Origin of the sequence: Pseudomonas sp. CP-1, from assembly GCF_021213715.1 — a bacterium.
Taxonomy (GTDB): Bacteria; Pseudomonadota; Gammaproteobacteria; order Pseudomonadales; family Pseudomonadaceae; genus Pseudomonas; species Pseudomonas aeruginosa.
This window is the reverse complement of sequence record NZ_JAJQKY010000012.1, coordinates 46,218-67,483: the sequence shown is the minus strand read 5'-3', so window position 1 is coordinate 67,483 and position 21,266 is coordinate 46,218. Positions and strand designations below refer to the sequence as shown.

Below are 21,266 nucleotides of genomic sequence, written 5' to 3'. Positions count from 1 at the left end.
CCATGCTCGGAAAAATAGCCAAACAGACGAGAGAGTATTACCTCAATAACAACAATCCTTCACTGTGCCCAGTAACTTGAACTTTGCATGGTGGTTTCGTCGCGGGCGAATGCCTGGGGAAGTTCCTGTTGCAACAGATCGACCCAGGTGCGGATCTTCGCGTCCAGGTAACGCCGCGAGGGATACAGCGCATAGATGGTCCGCTCGTGCATGGCATGGCCGGGCAACACCCGTAGCAGCTCGCCGTTGCGCAGCGCCGCGGCCGCCACGTAGCTGGGCAGCAGGGCGATGCCGAGGTCGGCCTTGGCCGCCTGGGCCATGACCTCGGCGACATTGACCATGAAGGTGTTCTGCGGGCTGACGGTGCGCTCGCCCTGCTCGTCGGCGAAGATCCAGCCCTCCGGGTAGGCCGGGTCCTGCAGGCGCAGGCAGACGTGGCGCTCCAGGTCGTCCACCGAGCGCGGCACGCCGTGCTGTTGCAGGTAGCCGGGACTGGCGCAGAGCACGCTGTGGATGCTGCCCAGGCGCTGGGCGACGAACTCCGAGTCGGGCAACTGGCGCTCGCCGGTGATCAGCACGTCCTGGCCTTCCTCGAGCATGTCCGGGTTGCGCTGGGACAGGGTCAGCTCGATCACCACGTCGGGGAACAGTGCGCCGTAGCGGGCGATCATCGGCACCAGGTGATGCTGGCCCATGCCCATCAGCGACTGCACGCGCAAGCGGCCGCAGGGGCGGATGTGCGCGCCGGCGGCTTCGGCCTCGGCGACCTCGATGTCCTCGAGGATCCCGCGGCACCGCTCCAGGTAGCGCTCGCCGGCCTCGGTCAGGGCCAGGCGCCGGGTGGTGCGGTGCAGCAGGCGCGTCTGCAGGTGCGCCTCCAGGTCGGAGATCAGCCGCGATACCTGCGCGGTGGACAGGTCCAGGGCCTGGGCGGCGGAAGTGAAGCTGCCGCTGTCCACCACCCTGGCGAACACGCGCATGCCTTGCAATGTGTCCACTATTACCTCGGTTGCAAAACAGATTCGTAAATTGGTCGGATTTTCCCTGGCGCCGGGCTGCCTATACTGGCCGCCGTCGCCGTAGCAACGCCGGGCATACCCTGCCCGGCGTCGGGGCGGATGGCCCACCCACCGTCCGCTCTCCTTCCCCCCGCACAGACTCTGCTACGGCGGCGCCCCCTTCCCCTTCCGTCGCGCTCAGCGTCCCGGTTCCGGAATCCGGTACCAGGCGACGTACAGCGCCGGCAGGAAGATCAGCGTGAGCAGCGTGGCGGCAACGATGCCGCCGATCATCGCATAGGCCATCGGCCCCCAGAACACTTCGCGGGCGATGGGGATCATCCCCAGACTGGCCGCCGCCGCCGTCAGCAGGATCGGCCGGGTGCGGTGGTGGGTGGCTTCCAGCACGGCTTCCCAGGGCGTCTTGCCGTCTTTCTCGAAGGCATCGATCTGGGTCACCAGGATCACCGAGTTGCGGATGATGATGCCGATCAGCGCGAGAATCCCGAGGATCGCCACGAAGCCCATCGGCGTGCCGGTCGGCAGCAACGCCGCGACCACCCCGATCAGCCCCAGCGGCGCGACGCTGGCCACCAGGAACAGCTTCTGCACGCTCTGCAACTGGATCATCAGGAAGGTCGCCATGAGGAACAGCATCAGCGGCACCACCTTGGCGATCGGGCCCTCGGCCTTGCCGCTCTCCTCCACCGTGCCGCCCACTTCGATCCGGTAGTTCGCCGGCAGGCCGTCGGCGAAGCGCTTGACCTCCGGCGCCAGCCGGGCGACCAGGTCGGTGGGCTGGATCTCGCCGCGCAGCGACGCCTTCACCGTGATCGTCGGCTTGCGGTCGCGGCGCCACACCAGCGGCTGCTCCAGCTCGTAGCTGACCTTGGCGAACGCCTTGAGCGGGATCGAGGTGCCGCTGGGCGTGACGATCTGCAGGCTCTCCAGGGTCTCCAGCGAGCCGCGCTCGCTATCCTCGGCGCGGCCGATGACGTTCACCAGGTAGATGTCGTCGCGCACCTGGGTCACCGCGCTGCCGGTCACCACGCTGTTCATGATCTGCGCCACGTCCTCGGAGGACAGCCCGAGCTGGCGCGCCTTGTCCTGGGCGATGTCGATCTTGAGCATCTTCCCGGGCTCGTTCCAGTCGTAGACGATATCGCCGATGTTCGGGTTGCCGTCGAGCACGCCGGCCAGGCCCATGGCGTACTCGCGGACCTTGTCGATCTGCGGTCCGCTGACCCGGTACTGGATCGGCCGTCCCACCGGCGGCCCCATCTCCAGCGGCTGCACGTAGGTGCTGATGCCGACGTAGTCCTTGCGCAAGCGATCGCGCAGGCGCGCGGCGACGCGCTCGCGGGCCTCCAGGTCCTTGGTGACGATCACCAGCTGGCCATAGAAGTTGTTCTGCAACTGCTGGTCCAGCGGCAGGTAGAAGCGGATCGCGCCTTCGCCGACGTAGGCGCTCCAGTGGTCGATGTCCTCGTCGTCCTTCAGCGTCGCTTCCAGGCGGTCCATCACCGCCCTGGTCTCGTGGATGCTGCTGTTTTGCGGCAGGTTGAGGTCGACCAGCAGTTCCGGACGGTCGGAAGACGGGAAGAACTGGTGCTGGACGAACTTCATCAGGAACAGCGACACGCCGAACAGCAGCGCGGTGAGGAAGATGGTCGTCCAGCGCCGGCGCATCGCCAGGTGCAGCAGGCTGTCGAAACGCTCGGCGATGCGCCCCTTCTTCTGCTCCGACTTGTGCTTGAGAGTCTTCGGCAGGATGTGCACGGCGATCACCGGGGCGAACAGCACCGCGACGATCCACGACAGCAGCAGGGCCACGGCGATCACCGCGAACAGGGTGAAGGTGTACTCGCCGGCGGAGCTGGCGTTGAGCCCGATGGGCACGAAGCCGGCCACCGTCACCAGGGTCCCGGTGAGCATCGGGAAGGCCGTCGAGGTGTAGGCGTAGGTCGCCGAGTCGTGCAGCGAGTCGCCCAGTTCGAGGCGCGTGATCATCATCTCCACGGTGATCATGGCATCGTCCACCAGCAGGCCGAGGGCGATGATCAGTGCGCCGAGGGAAACCCGCTGCATGGTGATGTCGGTGTATTCCATGAACACGAAGACCATCGCCAGCACCAGCGGGATCGAGCAGGCCACCACCAGCCCGGCGCGCAGGCCGAGGCTGACGAAGCTGACGATGAGGACGATCACCACCGCCTCGAACAGCGCCTGGGTGAAACCGCCGACCGCCTTCTTCACCACCTGGGCCTGGTTCGACACCTGGTGCACGCCGACCCCGACCGGCAGTTCGCCGGTGATCTCCTGCATGCGCGCATTGAGCGCCTCGCCGAACTCGAGGATATTGCCGCCCTCCTTCATCGCCACCGCCAGGCCGATGGCCGGCTCGCCCTTGTAGCGGAACAGCGAGGTCGGCGGGTCGACGAAATCGCGGCTGATGCTGGCCAGGTCGGACAGCCGGTAGAAACGATCGTTGACCCGCAGGTTGACCGCCTGCAGGTCCTTTTCCGAACGGAAGTTGCCTGAGGTGCGCACCGAGATGCGCTCGGGGCCGGCCTCGACCACGCCGGATGGGGTCACCGCATTCTGCGCCTGCAGGCTCTGCACGACCTGGCGCTGGTCGAGACCGAGGGCGGCCAGCTTGCGGGTAGAGAAGTTGAGGTAGATGACCTCGTTCTGCGCACCGATCATCTGCACCTTGCCCAGGTCTTTCACCGAGCGGATGTCCAGGCGCACCTTCTCCACGTAGTCGCGCAGCTGGCGGAAGTCCAGGCCGTCGGCGGTGAAGGCGTAGACGCTGCCGAACACGTCGCCGAACTCGTCGTTGAAACCCGGTCCCTGGATGCCCTGGGGGAATTCCCCCTGGATGTCGGAGATCTTCTTGCGCACCTGGTACCAGATATCCGGGATGTCGCCGGCCTTGGTGGTGTCCTTCAGGTAGACGAAGACCGTCGATTCGCCGGGTCGCGTGTAGCTCTTCACGTAATCCAGCGAGTCCAGCTCCTCGAGCTTCTTCTCGATGCGGTCGGTGACCTGCTCCAGGGTGTCGTCCACTGTGGCGCCCGGCCAGCGGGTCTGGATGACCATGGTCTTGATGGCGAACGAGGGATCCTCCTCGCGCCCCAGGTTGAGGTAGGAGAACACGCCCATCACCAGCGATACCGCCATCAGGTACCAGACCAGGGACTGGTGGCGCAGGGCCCAGTCCGACAGGTTGAAACCGCCCTTCATCGCGCATCCTCGTCGAGTTTGATCTTCTGGCCGGGCTTGAGGCTGTTGACTCCGGCGCGGACCACCCGGTCGCCGTCGGCCAGGCCCTGTCCGATCACCACCTGGCGTTCGTCGCGGCTGAGCACCTGTACCTCGCGCAGGGCCACGCTGGACTGTTTCCCATCGACGACCCAGACCTGGGTCTTGCCGTCGCGCTCCAGCAGCACGCTGGCCGGCAGCACACTGCGCACGCTACCGGCGCTGCTCAGCTGGACCTGGATGGTCGAGCCGAGGCGGAACGCCTCCGGCGTCTGCGCCAGGCTCAGGCGCACGCGACGGGTGCGGGTCGAGGCGTCGGCCTGCGGACCCAGCTCGCGGATGCTGCCGGTGGTCCTGGCCTGCGGGTCGAGCTGGGCGCTGACCAGGAAGCGCGCGTCGGCCGGCAGGCTCTCGGCGACCTCGGTGGGCAGGTCGAAGACCGCCTCGCGCACCTCGGGCCGGGCCAGGGTGACCACCGCCTGGCCGGCGCTGACCACTTGCCCGGCCTCGGCGTGCCAGGTGGTGATGACGCCGTCGAAATCGGTCACCAGGCGCGTGTAGGAAAGCTGGTCCCTGGCCTGCTGCACCGCCGCTTTGGCCTGGTCGAAGCTGGCCTGGCTGGTCTTCAGGCGGGTCCGCGCATCGTCCAGGCGCGCCTGGGCGGTGACGCTGCGGGCGAACAGTTCTTCCTGGCGCCGGGCATTGGCCTGGGCGTCGATCAACTGCGCCTCGGCGCTGGCCAGGTCGCCCTGGCTGGCGCGCAACTGGTTCTGCTGGTCGGTGGGGTCGAGGGTTGCCAGCAGCGCGCCCTTGCCGACGAAGTCACCGACGTCGAACAGGCGCGAGGCGATCCGTCCGTTGGTGCGGAAGCCGAGCACGCTCTCGTAGCGCGCCTGGATGCTCCCGGCGAAGCGACCGAGGTCGTCGTTCTTCAGGGTCTTCACGGTCACCGTCAGCACCGGCCGCGGCGGTGCCGGCGGCGGCTCGTCGCCGCAGCCGGAGAGGAGCAGGGCGAAGCCGAACAGGCCGGCGAGGGAAAACGGCTTCATGGCTGGCCTCCGCCCACGGCGTCGCGGCTGGCGGTGCTCTGGGTCGGCTGCGGCGGCTGGGCCACCTCGACCACCTGGCCCGGATGGAGCAGTTGGCCGCCCACCGTGACCACTGTCTGGCCCGCCTCCAGGCCACCGTCGATGACCACCTTCTCGCTGGCGTAGCGTGCCACCCGCACCGGTTGCAGACGCGCCTTGCTTTGCTGGTCGAGCAACCAGACCGCCGGCTGCTCGCCGACCTTGGACAGCGCCGACCAGGGCAGCACCACGCTGTGCTCGGCCGGCGCGGCGACGCTGGCGTTGACCACGCTGCCGAGGCTCATTTCCGCCGGCACCGAGTCGAGGCCGACCTTGACCTTCAGCGTACCGCTGCGCTCGTCCACCGTCGGGGTGATCTCGCGGACCTTGCCGCTGGCGGTGACTTCCGGCTTGCCGAGCAGGCTGACGGTGATCCGCTGGCCGTCGACATCGTGGCTGAACAACGACTCGTAGACGTTGAACACCGCGTCGCGCTCGCCGTCGCGGGCCAGGGTGAAGATCGGCACGGTGGCCTGCACCACCTGGCCGACCTCGGCCTGGCGGGCGGTGATGACCCCGGCGTCGGAGGCACGCAGCTCGGTATAGGAAAGCAGGTCGCGGGCGTTGGCCAACTGCGCCTGGGCGGCCTTCAGCGAACTCTGCGCGCTGCGCACCGAGGCCAGCGCCTGGTCGTACTCGCTCTGGCTGGTGTAGCCCTTGGGCAGCAGCGCCTTCTGCCGCTGGTAGTTGAGGTCGGCGAGCTTCGACTGCGCCTGCTGCGCGGCGACCGCCGCCTGGGCGTTCTCCACGTTGCTGCGCTGGTCCTGCGGGTCGAGCCGCGCCAGCACCTGGCCAGCCGCGACGTGGTCGCCGACATCGACCAGGCGCTCGACGATCTTGCCGCCGACACGGAACGACTGGTCGGCCTGTACCCGTGCCTGGATGTCGCCGGTGATCGAGGTGGCCGAGGCGAACTCGGCCATCTTCACCGTCTGCGCCAGCACACGGACGTGTTCCTCGGCGGGCGGCTCGGCGCCGCAACCGACAAGCAGGCTGGCGCACAGGATGGCGGGCAGCGCCATCCGCGACCAGCGACCTTTGGAATGAAAAGCGCCTCTGGCGTCTGACATGCCTTCCCCTTCGCGATCCATACAGATACCGGCCGATACGGCCGGAAACTCCCAGAATTGGCAGGGATTCTAGCCGCGTCCCCAAGGATTGCGACTATCAGATGGAAGCGGGGGTTCCTTTTCCAAACTTGTGGAGGGGATCGCCTCCGGCGTCAGGTGAACAGGCGCGCGCTCAGCTCGCGGCTGGCCTCCAGCAGCAACGGCAGGAAACGGCTTTCCAGTTCGGCGCGGGAGACCCGCCCGGCATGGGTGCCGACGTTCAGCGCGGCGAGCACGTGGCCGGCGGAGTCGCGTACCGGCACCGCCAGCGAGCGCAGGCCGACTTCCAGCTCCTGGTCGACGATGCACCAGCCCTGGCGACGAATCTCCACCAGGCACGGCAGCAGGGTCTCGGGGGTATACAGGGTACGGCTGGTCTTGGCCTGCATCTCCACTCCGCCGAAGTAGGCGTGCAGCGCGTCGTCGTCCAGCGCGGCGAGGAGGATGCGGCCCATCGAGGTGCAATAGGCGGGCAGCCGGCTGCCGACGTTGAGGTCCACCGAAATCAGCCGCTGGGGAGTGGCCGAACGGGCGATGTAGAGCACGTCGTCGCCCTCCAGGGTGGCCATCGAACAGGCTTCGTGGAGCTGTTCGCTGAGGCGGTCGAGGATCGGCTGCGCAGTGATCGCCAGCGGCGTCGACGACAGGTAGGCGTGACCGAGGGTGAGCACCTTCGGCAACAGCGAGTAGGTGCGCCCGTCGGTGGTGGCGTAGCCAAGCTGCATCAGCGTGTGCAGGCAGCGACGCACGGCGGCGCGGGGTATTTCGGTGCGGTGGCTGATCTGGGCGATGGTCAGGTGCCGCTTGCGCTCCTGGAACGCATGGATCACCGCCAGGCCACGGGCCAGCGAGGTCATGAAGTTGGGATCGCCGGTGAAGGCCTCGATGCGCTTGGCTGGCGAAAGGACGGTCGGCGGCGCCAGGGTGGCGGGGTGTTCCGGGAGTTCGCTCATGGACGTTCGGGCTCGGGTCACGGAAAGGCTCGCCGATTATCGGACACTCGTTCGATCATCGCAATTGACCGGAGCGCCTCCGACTGTAGTACTGTCGGGGCTACCCATCGCCCTCCGGGAGTAATGTCAGGTACCCATCGGCGGGTTCTGGGTACGCCCTTGCCGCTCCGGCAAGGGCGCCCTTCCTTCCCGCGCGATCGATGCACCTAGAAGTCGAAGAACACCGTCTCGTTGTCGCCCTGGATGCGGATGTCGAAACGGTAGGCGAGCTGTCCGTCCACTTCGCAGCGCCGCGCGAGCAGGGTGTCGCGACGCGGCGCCTGCTCGATCAGGTTGAGCACCGGACAGGCGGCGTTGGCCTCGGTCTCGTCATCGAAGTACAGCCGGGTCTGCAAGTGGATGTTGATGCCGCGGGCGAACAGCGAGACGTTGATGTGCGGCGCCATCGGCACGCCCTGGGCGTTACGCACCACCCCCGGCTTGACCGTGTGCAGGGTCCACTCGCCGGCATCGAAGGTGGTGGCGGTGCGGCCGAAGCTGTTGAACGGTCGCTCCGGATCGTAGCGCTCCTGGTAGCGGCCTTCGCTGTCGGCCTGCCAGAACTCCAGGAACGAGTCGCGCACCAGGTGGCCGTTGCCGTCGTAGACGTGGCCGAGCAGGAGGATGTGCTGGCCCGGCGCGTCTTCGCGGGCCATGCGGTTCCAGATCTCCAGGTCGCGGGTCGGGTTGCCGGCGGCGGCCAGCGCCAGGCCGATGTGGACGTAGGGACCGGCGGTCTGGGAAGGGGTTTCCCGCAGCAGTTCGTGGCTCATGGTCGGCTCCTCAGGCGTTTTCGAAGAAGGTCTTGCGCTGCCCGCGCAGGACGATGTCGAAGCGGTAGGCCAGGCAATCCATCGGGTTGGCCATGCTCATGTCGAGCCGGCCGATCAGGCTCTGCGCCGCCTCCGGGTCGGCAAGGGTGCGGATGATCGGGCACTTGGGGATCAGCGGGTCGCCCTCGAAGTACATCTGGGTGACCAGCCGCGCGGCGATCGCCGGGCCGCTGACGGACACGTGGATGTGCGCCGGGCGCCAGTCGTTGGGGCCGTTGCGCCAGGGATAGGGCCCGGGCTTGATGGTGCGGAAGTAATAGTGGCCCTCGCTGTCGGTGAGGGTCCGGCCGACGCCGCCGAAGTTCGGGTCGAGCGGCGCCAGGTAGCGGTCGTTCTTGTGCCGGTAGCGCCCGCCGGCGTTGGCCTGCCACATCTCCACCAGGGTGTGCGGGACCGGCTTGCCGTGCTGGTCGAAGACCCGGCCGAACATGATGATGCGCTCGCCCTGGGGCAGGCCGCCGTGGTCGAAGTTGAGCAGCAGGTCGTTGTCGTGGCGGCCGAGCCTGAGGTGGGAGAAGTCCGGCCCGCTGGTTTCCGAGAGCGATTGCGGGATGCTCACCAGCGCCTGGCTCGGCGAGCGCGGCACGGAGGTCTTGTAGTCGGGGGTCAAGGCTTTGGGGTGCCAGTTTCGGTCACGGATGACGAAACGACGGCTTTCGGCGTCGTGCATGTCGGGCTCCTGTTATTCGCGTTATCGGTCGCCAGGCTTGTGGATTCAGGCATGGAAAACGAAGTCTTGCGCAGGAGGCGGGGCGGGGACAGTGAATTATCCGGCCCCATACATAACCATTTGGTTATGCTTCATCAGTGCAACTCGGCGGCCACCTCGCGCAACACCGCGCTGAACCATTGCGCCCCCAGTGGCAACGGCAAGGCCGCGTTGTGGCACAGCCCGACCGAACCGCCCGGTTCGCGGATACCCAGGTCCAGCTCGGCCAGCTCGCCATTGCCGACGTCCAGGCGCACGGCATCGCGCGGCGCCACCCAGATCGCCTCGCTGCGCAACACATAGCTGCGGCTGAGGGTCGGCGAGAGGGTTTCCAGGCGCTGTCCGGCCAGCGCGATGCCCCATTGCACGAACAGGCTGTCGGCGTGGCGGCGGATGGTGGTGCCGGCCAGCGGCAGTACCAGCGGGAATTCGGCCAGCCGCTGCGGGTCGCCGAGGGGCGCGGCGAGCAGGGGGTGGCCGGGACGCACCACCAGCATCATCGACTCGCTGTACAGGTGCTCGAAGGTCAGGCCCTGGATGTCCGGGCTATCGGTCATCCGCCCGACCACCAGGTCCAGCTCGCCGACCTTCAGTTGCGCCAGCAGGTAGGCGCTGGGTCCGGTGGCGACGCTGACCACCAGCGCACCGTGGCGCCGGTGCAGGCGCCGGATCACCTCGGGCACCACCAGGCTCTCCACCGTCGACAGCACGCCGACCCGCACCGTCTCGACCTGCGCCTCGTGGCCGCGCAGGGTGTTCACCCCGTCGCGCAGGGCCTGCACGCAGGGGCCGGCATAGCGCAGGAAGGTCACCCCCGCCTCGGTCAGCTCGGCGCCGGCCTTGCTCCGTTCGAACAGGCGCGCGCCGAGGATTTCCTCCAGTTCCTTGAGGGTCTTGGAGATCGCCGGCTGCGACACCGCCACGGCGTCCGCCGCCTTGGCGAAGCTGCGCTGGCGGGCGACTTCGAGGAAGCAGGCGAGGTGGCGGAACTTGATGCGGTTGTCGAGGTTCATGGGGTGGCCGTGGCGGCGAGTGGTGCGGGCATGGTACCCAACGGGCAGGTTGGGGACGAGGTGGCGTGCGATGAGATCGCGCCCTGGCGCTGCTCCGCGTCCCTCTCCCTGAAGGGAGAAGGCACTGGATGGAGCATCGTCGAACGGAACGATTCACCGATCCTGCGCCGGGCAGCACCGCGGCGGCCCTTCTCCCTGCTTGGCCAGAGGGCGGGAGAGGCCTCCCATCGTCCAGGAGGACGCCAGGAACCCCGCCAGGAACGAGCGCCGACTCAGAACTCCACCGTCGTCGACAGCTGGAACTGCCGAGGCTCGCCCATCGCCACGTACAGGCGATTGGCACTGGACGGGTAGTAGGTGCGGTCAAACAGGTTCTTCACGTTGAGCTGGAACTTCACACCGTGTCCGCCGAAGCGGGTGTCGTAGCTGGCAAAGGCATCGGCCACGGTGTAGGACGGCAGGTCGAAGGAATTGGCCGGGTCGCCCGGGCGCTTGCCGACGTAGCGCGCGCCGCCGCCCAGGCGCAGGCGGTCGCCGCCGAAGAGCTGGCCGAGTTCGTAGACCGCCGACAGCGACGCGGTGTTGCGCGCCACGTTCTGCAGGCGCTTGCCCTCCAGGGTCGGGTCCTCGGTGACTTCCGCGGCGAGCCAGGCGTAGCTGCCGATCAGGCTCCAGCGTTCGCTGAGCTGGCCGGTGAGGTCCAGCTCCAGGCCGCGCGAGCGGACCCGGCCGGCGGCGCGCACGCTGCTGTTGCCGGCACCGTCCAGTTCGTTGACCAGCACGTTCTTCTTGCGGATGTCGAACAGCGCCAGGGTGCCGCTGAGACGCCCCGGCACATCCAGCTTGGCGCCCAGCTCCCAGGAGGTCGCCTGCTCCGGCAGGATCGCCGAATCGATGGTCTCGCCGGTGCTCAGCGGGGCGATGGTCGAGTTCGGCTTGAACGAGCGCGTGTAGCTGCCGTACAGCGAAACCTCGTCGCTCAGGCGGTAGACCAGGCCGCCGCGCGGCACCCATTTCTGCCCGTTGATATCGGTGTTGGCGTTGAACGGCCGGCCGCGCCCGGCGAGCTGGTCGTAGATCTGGTAGCGCGCGCCGCCGACCAGGATCCAGCGTTCGTCCAGGTGGATCGAGTCCTGGAAGTACAGCGAGTCGCTGCGCAGCTTGTCGGTCTGGTCGCTGTCGCCGGCGACCACCCGGGTCGACGGCACCACCTGGCCATAGACCGGGTCGAGGTAGTCGAAGCGGCTGGTCTTGCTGTCGCGCAGCAGGTCGGCGCGGAAGATCTTGCGCTTCTCGTGGTCCATGCCGAATTGCAGGTCATGTTGCATCCCGGCCAGTTGCAGCGTTCCGCTCAGGCCGAGGGTGGCGAAGCTGTCGCTGCTGACCGCGCCGTGGGTGCCGTCCATGCGCCGGGTCAGGGTGCCGTCGGCGTTCACGGCCATCACCCGGGCCTGGTTGTCGTCGTAGGTCTCGCGACTGTAGCCGTAGCCGAAGTGGGCCTTCCAGGTGTCGTCGAGCTGCCGTTCGAGATCCAGGCGGGTCAGCTCGGAACGGCCCTCGGTGATGTTGAAGGGCTCGTCCAGGCGCCGGCTGCGCGGGATGTCCAGCGGGCGGTTGGTACGCGGGTCGATGGCCGTGCCACGGTCGAACGGCGTGGTGAACTCACGGTGCTCGTAGCTCAGGTTGACCGTCGTGTCCTCGCCGTACCAGGCCAGCGAGGGCGCCACCAGCGTCTCGCGGCTCTTGCCGAAGTCGCGCCAGTAATCCTCGTCCTCATGATCGAGGATCATCCGGTAGGCCAGTCCGCTGTCGCCCAGCGGGCCGGTGGAGTCGAGCTGGCCGCCGCTGCCGTTGCGCCCGTGGGCGTAGGCCGAGCCACGCAGGGTCAGGGCGTTGGCTTGTTGCAGTTGCGGCTTCTTGCTCACCACGTTGACCACCCCGCCCGGGTCCTGGATGCCATAGAGCAGGGATGCAGGCCCCTTCAGCACCTCGACGTGGTCGGCGGTGGCGGTGAAATTGCGGCCCTGCACCGAGGGCATGCCGTCACGCATGATCGAGCCGTCGCGGTTGTCGCCGAAGCCGCGCTTCATCACCGCGTCCTGGGTACCGCCAAGGGTGTTGGCCTGGGTGATGCCGCTGATGTTGCCCAGCGCGTCGTCAAGGTTGCGCGGGCGCTGGTCCTGCAGCGCCTGTGCCGGGACCACGCTGATCGCCTGGGGGATATCCAGTAGCGGCGCATCGCCGCGGCTGATCGAGGCGTTGGCCGCCGGCCGGTAGCCCTGCGCCGGGGCGGCGGCGGAGACCGTCGTGGCATCGAGGTCGAGCGCGCCGCTGGCGGGGATCGGTTCCAGGGTCAGGGTGCGCTCGTCGATCCGCCGCGCGCGCAGGCCGCTGCCCTGCAGCAGGCGTTGCAGCGCCTCCTCCGCGTCCAGCGAACCGTGCAATGCCGGGGCGGTCGCCTGCGGCGGCAGCTCGGCGGTGTAGAGCAGCGTCTGCCCGCTGGCCCGGCTGAACGCGTTGAGCGCCTGGGCCAGCGGCGCGGCAGCCTGGCTGAAGCGGTAGCGAACCGCCTCGGCGGCCTGCGCGGTGGCGGCGAGACAGCCGAGGCTGAGGAACAGGGCGGGGAGAGTACGCAGGGCGAAGCGCGGGAACGGGGTCATGGGTTGCTCGTGTCGGTCGCTTTTCTAATGCGAATCAATCGCGGTCATGAGCACTACACGAAGCGGCGCCGGATTTACCTCACCCCGCAGGGCAAAAAAATTCTTCGCCGGGAAAGATTCCTGCGGCCAAACGGACCGGGGCCACCGTCAGCGAATCACCACCAGGCGTCCGAACAGGATCTGCTGGCGATAGCCGAGCACCGCCTGCAGCGACTTCAGCGCGGCTTCGGGATCATCGCTGCGGAAGCTGCCGCTGACCGGCTGGCGACCGAGCGCGTCGTCGAGCAGGAGAATGCGTCCGGGGTAGTAGCGAGCGAGTTCGTCGAGCACTTCCGCCAGCGGCCGCCGGTAGAAGCTCAGCCAACCCTGGCGCCAGGCCAGCGCGGCGGCGGCGTCGATGGCCACGGGCCGGCCCAGCTTGCCGTCGGCGAAGCCGACCTGCTGGCCGGCGCCCAGCACTTCCTCGGCGGCGCCCGCACCGGTGCCGGCGCTCACCGCGACCCGCCCTTGCAGCACGGTGACGCGGGTCTCCCCGGCGCCGCGACGGACCTCGAACTCGGTGCCCAGTACCCGCGCCCGGCCTTCGCCGGCCTCGACCACGAATGGCAGCGTGTCGCGCTTCACCCGCAACGCCGCGGCGCCGCGCAGCAGTTCGACCCGCCGCTGGCCGCCGTCGATACGCACGCGCACCGCGCTGCCGGCGTCCAGGCTCAGGTAGGAGCCATCGGCCAGCTTCCATTCGGCGACCTGTCCCGGCGCGGCGACATAGTCGGCACGCCAGTCCTGCAGCCAGTCGCCGGGCTGCCACCAGCCGCCCAGCCAGAGCATCGCCAGCAGGCAGGCGACGCTGGCCAGCGGGTAGGCCCAGCGCCGCGGGTTGCGCGACGCTCGGCGCGGCCGCAGGTAGGCTTCCAGGGCATCGGCCTCTTCGATGGCCAGGCGGCTCGCCGGTATTTCCGTCAGGCGCCAGAGCGCCTCGGCGCGGGCATAGGCCTCGGCATGCGCCGGCCGCTGCGCCAGCCAGTCCTCGAAGGCCCGCCGGGTCGCCGCATCCGGCGTACCGCGCAGGCGCACCAGCCAGGCCTGGGCGGTCTGCTCGAGGACGGGATCGTAGGGCGCGGCGTCGCTATCGGGTCGGGTCATGGCTGGGCGCTCCTTGCCTGCTCGCCGGCCGGGCCGGCCAGGCTCGCCTTGCAGGCGTCGAGGGCGCGCATCATATGTTTTTCCACGGCGCTTTGGGAAAGCTGCATGGCCTGGGCGATCTCCGCGTAGGTGCGGCCGTGGATGCGATTGAGCAGGAAAATCCGCCGGGTCCGCTCGGGCAGGCCGCGCAAGGCGGCCTCGACCCGGCGCCACTGGTCGCCGGCCTCGAGCGCCTGCTCGGGACCGACCGGCTCGCCCTGGCGCTGCTCCGGCAGCCAGTCGTCCAGTTGCCGCTGCCGCGATCCTTCGCCACGCAAGTGGTCGATGGCCAGGTTGCGCGCGCTGCGCAGGAGGTAGCTGCCAAGCTCCTCCACCGGGGCGGCCGGGCGCCGCCAGAAGCGCAGGAACAGTTCCTGGACCAGGTCGGCGGCGGTCGCCCGGCAGCCGACCCAGCGGCTGACCAGGCTTTCCATGCGCTGGCGCTGGGCCAGGAAGGTCTTGAGCAGATCCGCGCGGCGCGCCGCCTCGCCGTCTGCCGGCAAGGCATCCGGGCGCGGGCCGGAGGGTAGGTCGCGGTCGGGCATCGGTGAGGGACGGCTGCACGAAAGCCGGCGCCGGGGCGGCGCCATGGGAATGCTGAGCAGCCCGCAAATGATAATGCTTATCATCAATACCGAGAAGCCGGCGACGACGAAACGCCTTGCGGGTCGCGCGCCGGGTTGCCCGGCGCGCCGCCCCTCACTTCACCAGGCGCGCATCCAGGCTGTTCTGCGCCAGGCGCCTGGCCTGCTCCTCGGTCATTCCCAGGCTCTGCTGCAAGGCATGGAAGTTCTCGGTGACATAGCCGCCGAAGTAGGCCGGGTCATCGGAGTTCACCGTCACCTTCACGCCGCGTTCGAGCATGTCGAGGATGGTGTGCTGGCTCATGTCGTCGAACACGCAGAGCTTGGTGTTGGACAGCGGGCAGACGGTCAGCGGGATCTGTTCGTCGATCAGCCGCCGCATCAGCCGCTCGTCCTCGAAGGCGCGCACGCCGTGGTCGATGCGCTCGACCTTGAGCAGGTCGAGGGCTTCCCAGATGTACTCGGGCGGCCCCTCTTCGCCGGCATGGGCGACGGTGAGGAAGCCTTCGCTGCGGGCGCGGTCGAAGACCCGCTGGAACTTGCTCGGCGGATGCCCGACTTCCGAGCTGTCGAGGCCGACGGCGATGAAGGCGTCGCGGAACGGCAGCGCCTGGTCGAGGGTTTTCTGCGCCTGTTCCTCGCTGAGGTGGCGGAGGAAGCTGAGGATCAGCCCATGGCGGATGCCCAGCAGCTTCTCGCCGTCCTGCAGCGCGGCGCGGATGCCGGCGAGCACCACCTCGAAGGGAATGCCGCGATCGGTGTGGGTCTGCGGGTCGAAGAACGGCTCGACGTGGACGACGTTCTGCGCCTTGCACTTCTGCAGGTAGGCCCAGGTCAGGTCGTAGAAGTCCTGCTCGGTGCGCAGCACGTCGGCGCCGGCGTAGTAGAGGTCGAGGAATTCCTGCAGGTTGTTGAAGGCGTAGGCCTTGCGCAGGGTCTCGACGTCGTTCCAGGGCAGGGCGATGCGGTTGCGCTCGGCGAGGGCGAACAGCAGCTCCGGCTCCAGGGTACCTTCCAGGTGCAGGTGCAGTTCGGCCTTGGGCAAGGCGTTGAGCCATTCGTACATGGGGTGGGTTCTCGATCAGGCTGGTCTTTGCCGGCAAGTTTAACCTGTCCCGGGAGTCAGGCCCGAGGGAAACCCGCGAGCCGCTCCCGCGCGCGACGGGCGGCTCAGGCCGTTTCGCCGCGCCGATAGGCATAGGTCTGCGCGAAGCGCGAGGTCAGCCACTCGCCACAGGTGGTCGGCGGATACTTCGGCGGGTTGTCCGCGTCGAAGCAGCCCGGCAGGCAGCGGATCTCGGTGTCCATGTGCGGTTCGGCGAAGAACGGCATGGAGTAGCGGTGCACCCCGCGCGGGCTGATCACCCGGTGCGGGGTCGAGCGGTAACGGTCGTTGCTCCAGCGCGCCATCATGTCGCCGATGTTGACCACGAAGGTGCCGTCGATGGGCGGCGCGTCGATCCATTCGCCCTGGCGGTTCTGCACTTGCAGGCCACCGGCGGCGTCCTGGTAGAGCAGGGTCACGCAGCCGTAGTCGGTGTGCGCGCCGGCGCCGGGCTGGTCGGCGCTCTGCCGGGCCGAGGCCGGCGGATAGTGGATCAGGCGGAACACGCTGACCGGCTGCTCGAAGCGGCGATCGAAGAAGTCCTCCTCGATCCCCAGGGCGATGGCCAGGGCGCGCAGCACGGTACGGGCCAGCGCCAGCATGTCGGCATAGTGTCCTTCCAGCAGGGCCTCCCAGCCGGGCAGGTCGGGGTGTCGGTTGGGCCCGTAGAAGGACTTGCCGGCGCGCACGTCGGGATGCTCCGCCGGCAGGTGCAGGGCCATGTCGAAGGTCTCCTTGAAGTCGCTGGGCAACGCCGGGTCGAGCTGCTCGGTGGCGATCGCGCCATAGCCGCGATGGTTGCGGCTACGGGTGATATCGATCTTCAGCTTCTCTTCGACGGGCAGCGCGAAGAACTCCCGCGCCGCCGCCAGCAGGGCTTCGAAGCGCGCGGCCGGCAACGGGTGTCCGGCGATGTAGAAGAAGCCCCACTCGCGGCAGGCCTGGTCGATCCGCCGCGCCACGTCGTTCCAGGCGCCACGGTCGGCGCCGTAGAGCGGGGCGATGTCGATGATGGGTAGACGGTCCAATCGCGCTCTCCTCGATGGGTCCTGTACGGAAAGTGCCTGCGCTCGGCGACTTTTTCCATACAAGGCCAGGGCTCACTTCGGCAGGTCGGCCTTGATGCCTTCCACGTAATAGTTCATCGACGCCAGGTCGGCATTGGTCGCGCTGACGCCGGCGGCGAAACGCTCCTTGCCGGACTGGTCGCGGATCGGCCCGGTGAAGGGGTGGAAGGCTCCGCTGCGGATCGACTCGATCAGCCTGCCCGCCTCTTCCCGCACCGGCGCCGGCAGCACCTCCTGGTTCAGCGGCAGGACCACCGTACTCTCGGCCAGGCCACCCCAGAAGTCCTCGGATTTCCAGGTGCCGTCCATCACCGCCTGGGCCGAGCGGATATAGTGCGGGCCCCAGTCGTTGACGATCGAGGTGAGCACGGTCTTCGGACCGAAGTGCTGCATGTCCGAGGCGTAGCCCACGGCGTACACCCCGCGACGCTCGGCGGCCTGGATCGGCGCCGGGCTATCGGTGTGCTGGAACACCACGTCGACGCCCTGGTCGATCAGCGCGTTGGCCGCGTCGGCCTCCTTGCCCGGATCGAACCAGGTGCTCACCCACATCACCTTGAGTTCGGCCTGCGGGTCGTATTTGTCCAGCGCCAGCTGGATCGCGTTGATGTCGCGGATCACCTCGGGAATCGGAAACGAGGCGATGTAGCCGATCTTGTGGCTGCGGGTCATCTTCGCCGCGAGGAAGCCGCCGACGTAGCGTCCCTCGTAGGAGCGCGACAGGTAGGTGCCGAGGTTCCTGTCGCGCTTGTAGCCGGTGGCGTGCTCGAAGGTCACCTTGGGAAACTGCCGGGCCACCTTGGCGGTAGGGTTCATGTAGCCGAAGGAGGTGGTGAAGACCAGGCCGTAGCCGTCTTTCGCCAGGTTGCGGATGACCCGCTCGGCGTCGGCGCCCTCGGCGACGTTCTCGACGAAGCTGGTCTTCACCTTGTCGCCGAAGTGCTCCACCAGTTCGCGGCGGCCCAGTTCGTGCTGGTAGGTCCAGCCGTGGTCGCCGACCGGGCCGACATAGACGAAGCCGATCTTCAGTGGTTCGGCGGCCTCGGCGGCGAGAGCGCAGGCGCCGAGGCCGAGGACGGCGGCAAGGCGGCGCAGGACGGACATGCGGGATTGCGTGCGACGGTGTTTCATGGATGGGCGTGCTCCGGTGAGTGCAGGGTTGGCCATCGGGCGTGGCTTCGCGTTCAGCCCGCCCGCCGATGCAATTACCTGACCACCCGGACAACTCCGCTCAAGCTCGCGCTTCTGCGCGCCGCGTCATGCCGGCGCGGCTGCAGGACGGTGCAGCGCGCCATCGCTTGGTGCATGCCGGCGCCGCCACGATGGCGCTACCATGGGCGCTGGCTTTCCGTAACAAGGCACGCACGCGATGACCGCGATCTACCTGGCCGGGCCGGACGTCTTCCGCCCCGACGCCGAAGCCCATGGCGAAACCCTCAAGGCGCTCTGCGCCGAGTTCGGCTTCGTCGGCCTCTACCCGCTCGACCACGCCCTGCCCGCCGACATCCGCGAGCCAGCCGCACAGGCCGCCTGGATCTACCGCGCCAATGTCGGCCTGATCGAGCGCGCCGACTGCGTGCTGGCCAACCTCGAACCGTTCCGCGGCAGCGAGCCGGACAGCGGCACCGCCTTCGAAGTGGGTTACGCCCTGGCCCTGGGCAAGCCGGTATATGCCTACCTCAGCGATGCCGGCGCCTACACCGAGCGCCTCGCCCGGCTGGCCCCGGAATGGCTCGGCGAGCACCCCGGCGAGGACCGCGACGGTTGGCAACTGGAGGGTTTCGGCCTGCCATTGAACCTGATGCTGGCGGTGCCTTCGCGGCTGGTCGCCGGCGGCCCGCGCGAGGCTCTGCGACGCCTCGCCGAGGAACTCGAGCGCGCCTGACATCGCGGGAAGGCCGTCGCCTAGCTGCTGGCAGATAGCCGCCGCCCGGCCCGTCGCTTGCCGGCCATAATCCTGGACAACAACGGCCCCATCCGGGAGGCCGGCCTGCAAGAGGCATCCGATGAACCGATCCAAGGGTTCCAGCAGCCGTCGTACCTTCCTGCGCCTGGCAGCCCTGCTGCTGCCCGCCGGCGCCCTGCTCGGCAGCCTGCCGGGTGTACGCGCCGCGGCCAGGCCGCGGAAACTCTATCTGGCCGGTCCCGATGTGTTCCGCGCCGACGCCGTCGCCCACGGCGAAGCACTCAAGGCACTGTGCGCACGCTACGGTTTCGAGGGCCTCTACCCGCTGGACAACGCGCTGCCGAAACAGCTCGCCGAGCCGCGCGAACAGGCGGCCTGGATCTACCGCGCCAACATCGGCCTGATCGAACGCGCCGACGCGGTGCTGGCCAACCTGAACTTCTTCCGCGGCGCCGAGCCGGACAGCGGCACCGCCTTCGAGGTCGGCTACGCCACCGCTCTCGGCAAGCCGGTCTATGGCTACGTCGACGACGCCGGCAGCTACGCCGAGCGGATCCGCCGGCACGCCCCGGAGCTGGTCGGCGAGGATCCGACCCGCGACCGCGACGGCATGGCCCTGGAAGAGTTCGGCCTGCCGCTCAACCTGATGCTGGCGGTGCCCGGCAGGATCGTCGTCGGCGACGCCGAGCAGGCTCTCCGGCAACTCGCCGGGCAATCCCGCGGCTGAGTCCGACCCGTCCCACTCCAGGCAAGGACTTCCCATGCGCAAAGCCCTGCTGTGCTGTGCCGCCCCGCTGTGCGCGGCCGCCGCCTTCGGCGCCGAAAACAACGACGAGAACGCCGCCCGCGAAGGGCTCTGGAACAACCTGCACGTCTACCGCGCGTTCAACCAGCGCGGCGGCCCCTACCTGACCGACGACAGCTACCTGGAATGGGAGTTCGGCGGCCGCAAGGGGGTGCTCGACCTGTACGGCTACATCGACTACAAGAACCTCTTCGACGACGCCAGCTCGGACGTACCCGACGGCGAGAACTGGTTCGTCGACATCGAGCCGCGTCTCTCCATCGACCGCCTGCTCGGCCGCGACTTCTCCATCGGCCCGATCCGCGAATGGTTCGTCGCCTTCGACTACTACTATGCCGACGCGCGCCAGGGACCGGGGCTGAACGTGCTGTGGTCGGGCATCGGCACCAACACCGAGCTGCCCTGGCTGGGTACGGTGGGGCTCAATCTCTACGCGCGCTACATCGACAAGAACTACGGCGCGTCCAACGAGAACGCCTGGGACGGCTACGTCGCCCACATGAACTGGTTCAAGCCGCTGGCGCAGTTCGGCGGTAAGCGCTTCATCGCCTTCCAGGGCTTCTTCGACTACGAGTTCGGCTCGAAGCTGCCCGACAAGGACGATGCCTTCGAGCACGAATACCGTACCGATAACGGCTTCCAGGCCTACCTCGGGCTCTGGTATCACACCGAACACTGGAAGTTCGGCTACGGCGCCAAGGTCTACCGCAACATGACCCAGTGGCGCGACGGCGAGCAACTGGACGGACGCCGCACCGACTCCAGCGGGATCGGCCACTACTTCAACGTCGGCTACGCGTTCTGAGCGCGGCGCCCACGCCGGGCGCCGCGGGAAGCCCGCTCAGGGCAGGCGGGCGATACGCTCGGTGAGCAGGTCGAAGAACCCCTGGGCGTCGCCCTCGTTGATCCACTCGACGTTGGCCGGCTGCTTGAGGCCGCCGTACCAGTCGGCCACGGTCTGGCCGAAGGTGATGCCCTCGCGGCTGTCGACCTGCACGTTGATCCGCTTGCCCTTGAACAGCGAGGGCTTGAGCAGGTAGGCGACCACCGTGGCGTCGTGCACCGGGCCGCCCTTCAGGCCGTAGTACTTGATGTCGTACTGGACGTAGGCGTCGAGGATGTCGGCGACGGTCTTGCCGGCCTGGTTGCCGAGGTTGCGCAGCTTGGCGATGCGCTCGGGGCTGGTGAGGATCTTGTGGGTCACGTCGAGCGGCAGCATGGTGATCGGCGCCCCGCTCTTGAGCACGATTTCCGCCGCGTGGGGGTCGGCGAAGATATTGAATTCGGCGGCCGGGGTGATGTTGCCGCCGTTGAAGTGGGCGCCGCCCATGATCACGATCTCGCGGATGCCCTTGACGATGTCCGGGGCCTGGGTCAGGGCCAGCGCGAGGTTGGTCTCCGGGCCGAGCATGGCCAGGGTCACGCTCTTCTCCGGCGCCGCACGCAAGGTGCGGATCAGGTAGTCCACGGCGTTACCTTCGGCCAGCGGCTGCTTCGGCTCATGCACCTCGACGCCGCTGATGCCTTCGCTGCCGTGCACGTCGGCGGCGTAGATCGGCGTGCGCAGCAGCGGTCGCGGGGCGCCGGCGTAGACCGGAATATCCGGGCGCTTGCCCCACTCGCGGGCCAGCCGGGCGTTACGCGCGGTCTTTTCCAGCGGCACGTTGCCGGCGACGGTGGTCAGCGCCTGGATCTTCAGCTCCTTCGGCGAGGCCATGGCGAACAGCAGGGCGATCACATCGTCGGCGCCCGGATCGGTGTCGATGATCAGCGTCCGCGGCGATGGCGGCGCCACCGTTTCGGCAGCGGACAGAGGAAGGCTGGCGGGCATCAGCAGGGCGAGTCCTAGCAGAAGGCTGCAAAAGCGATTGCATGGGCGGGCGGCGCGTGACATGGGGCGGCTCCTGGTGGG

The 21,266-nt window shown here is 68.3% G+C and carries 18 protein-coding genes; 3 read left to right on the top strand and 15 right to left on the bottom strand.

Annotated features, from left to right (window positions below):
* Window positions 1-59: 59 nt before the first annotated feature.
* The 14 genes from LT948_RS22035 to LT948_RS21970 form a co-directional block, all read right to left on the bottom strand.
* The gene (locus LT948_RS22035) at window positions 60-998 is read right to left on the bottom strand and encodes a LysR family transcriptional regulator (RefSeq protein WP_003083876.1); all 939 of its coding nucleotides are present in this window, start codon (window positions 996-998) and stop codon (window positions 60-62) included.
* 198 nt (window positions 999-1,196) lie between these two features.
* Entirely contained in the window at window positions 1,197-4,244 is a 3,048-nt protein-coding gene (triC, locus tag LT948_RS22030) for a triclosan efflux RND transporter permease subunit TriC (protein ID WP_003083874.1), read from the bottom strand.
* Entirely contained in the window at window positions 4,241-5,311 is a 1,071-nt protein-coding gene (gene triB / locus LT948_RS22025) for a triclosan efflux RND transporter adaptor protein TriB (RefSeq protein ID WP_003083872.1), read from the bottom strand. Before triB ends, triC begins: the two co-directional genes overlap by 4 nt.
* Window positions 5,308-6,459, bottom strand: coding sequence for a triclosan efflux RND transporter adaptor protein TriA (triA, locus tag LT948_RS22020; RefSeq protein WP_025991806.1), 1,152 nt, complete (start codon window positions 6,457-6,459; stop codon window positions 5,308-5,310). The genes triB and triA overlap by 4 nt, the downstream gene beginning before the upstream one ends.
* A 152-nt stretch (window positions 6,460-6,611) precedes the next feature.
* Entirely contained in the window at window positions 6,612-7,451 is an 840-nt protein-coding gene (locus tag LT948_RS22015; protein WP_003083866.1) for an IclR family transcriptional regulator domain-containing protein, read from the bottom strand.
* A gap of 206 nt (window positions 7,452-7,657) precedes the next feature.
* Window positions 7,658-8,263 carry a protocatechuate 3,4-dioxygenase subunit alpha gene (pcaG, locus tag LT948_RS22010; RefSeq protein WP_003102189.1) on the bottom strand — a complete coding sequence of 202 codons (606 nt, stop codon included), beginning with the start codon at window positions 8,261-8,263 and terminating at the stop codon, window positions 7,658-7,660.
* A gap of 10 nt (window positions 8,264-8,273) precedes the next feature.
* Complete coding sequence (gene pcaH, locus LT948_RS22005; protein ID WP_073656966.1) at window positions 8,274-8,993, bottom strand: protocatechuate 3,4-dioxygenase subunit beta; 720 nt, start codon at window positions 8,991-8,993, stop codon at window positions 8,274-8,276.
* Window positions 8,994-9,127: 134 nt separating this feature from the next.
* The gene (pcaQ, locus tag LT948_RS22000; RefSeq protein WP_023114784.1) at window positions 9,128-10,045 is read right to left on the bottom strand and encodes a pca operon transcription factor PcaQ; all 918 of its coding nucleotides are present in this window, start codon (window positions 10,043-10,045) and stop codon (window positions 9,128-9,130) included.
* 272 nt (window positions 10,046-10,317) lie between these two features.
* Entirely contained in the window at window positions 10,318-12,705 is a 2,388-nt protein-coding gene (locus LT948_RS21995; protein WP_073656965.1) for a TonB-dependent siderophore receptor, read from the bottom strand.
* Window positions 12,706-12,852: 147 nt separating this feature from the next.
* The gene (locus tag LT948_RS21990; RefSeq protein WP_049243810.1) at window positions 12,853-13,848 is read right to left on the bottom strand and encodes a FecR family protein; all 996 of its coding nucleotides are present in this window, start codon (window positions 13,846-13,848) and stop codon (window positions 12,853-12,855) included.
* Window positions 13,845-14,390: an RNA polymerase sigma factor gene (locus LT948_RS21985; RefSeq protein WP_073656969.1), complete on the bottom strand. Its 546-nt coding sequence runs from the start codon at window positions 14,388-14,390 to the stop codon at window positions 13,845-13,847. Before LT948_RS21985 ends, LT948_RS21990 begins: the two co-directional genes overlap by 4 nt.
* Window positions 14,391-14,586: 196 nt before the next feature.
* The gene (locus tag LT948_RS21980) at window positions 14,587-15,537 is read right to left on the bottom strand and encodes an adenosine deaminase (RefSeq protein WP_003083850.1); all 951 of its coding nucleotides are present in this window, start codon (window positions 15,535-15,537) and stop codon (window positions 14,587-14,589) included.
* Window positions 15,538-15,641: 104 nt separating this feature from the next.
* Window positions 15,642-16,604 (bottom strand): oxidoreductase, encoded by a 963-nt coding sequence (locus LT948_RS21975; RefSeq protein WP_033994484.1) that lies wholly within the window; start codon window positions 16,602-16,604, stop codon window positions 15,642-15,644.
* A 72-nt stretch (window positions 16,605-16,676) separates the two neighbouring features.
* The gene (locus tag LT948_RS21970; RefSeq protein ID WP_003118576.1) at window positions 16,677-17,774 is read right to left on the bottom strand and encodes a BMP family ABC transporter substrate-binding protein; all 1,098 of its coding nucleotides are present in this window, start codon (window positions 17,772-17,774) and stop codon (window positions 16,677-16,679) included.
* Window positions 17,775-18,012: 238 nt separating this feature from the next.
* On the opposite strand from LT948_RS21970, the gene LT948_RS21965 reads away from it, so the two are divergent.
* From LT948_RS21965 to LT948_RS21955, 3 genes are all read left to right on the top strand, one after another.
* Entirely contained in the window at window positions 18,013-18,528 is a 516-nt protein-coding gene (locus LT948_RS21965; protein WP_003162250.1) for a nucleoside 2-deoxyribosyltransferase, read from the top strand.
* A 121-nt stretch (window positions 18,529-18,649) separates the two neighbouring features.
* Entirely contained in the window at window positions 18,650-19,276 is a 627-nt protein-coding gene (locus tag LT948_RS21960) for a nucleoside 2-deoxyribosyltransferase (protein ID WP_073656964.1), read from the top strand.
* Window positions 19,277-19,310: 34 nt separating this feature from the next.
* Window positions 19,311-20,159, top strand: a complete 849-nt coding sequence (locus tag LT948_RS21955; protein ID WP_003111661.1) for a nucleoside-specific channel-forming Tsx family protein — start codon at window positions 19,311-19,313, stop codon at window positions 20,157-20,159.
* A gap of 36 nt (window positions 20,160-20,195) precedes the next feature.
* Here the strand turns inward: LT948_RS21955 and LT948_RS21950 are convergent, their stop codons facing one another.
* On the bottom strand, window positions 20,196-21,248 hold the full coding sequence (locus tag LT948_RS21950; protein WP_003106723.1) for a nucleoside hydrolase: 1,053 nt from the start codon (window positions 21,246-21,248) through the stop codon (window positions 20,196-20,198).
* Window positions 21,249-21,266: the final 18 nt, after the last annotated feature.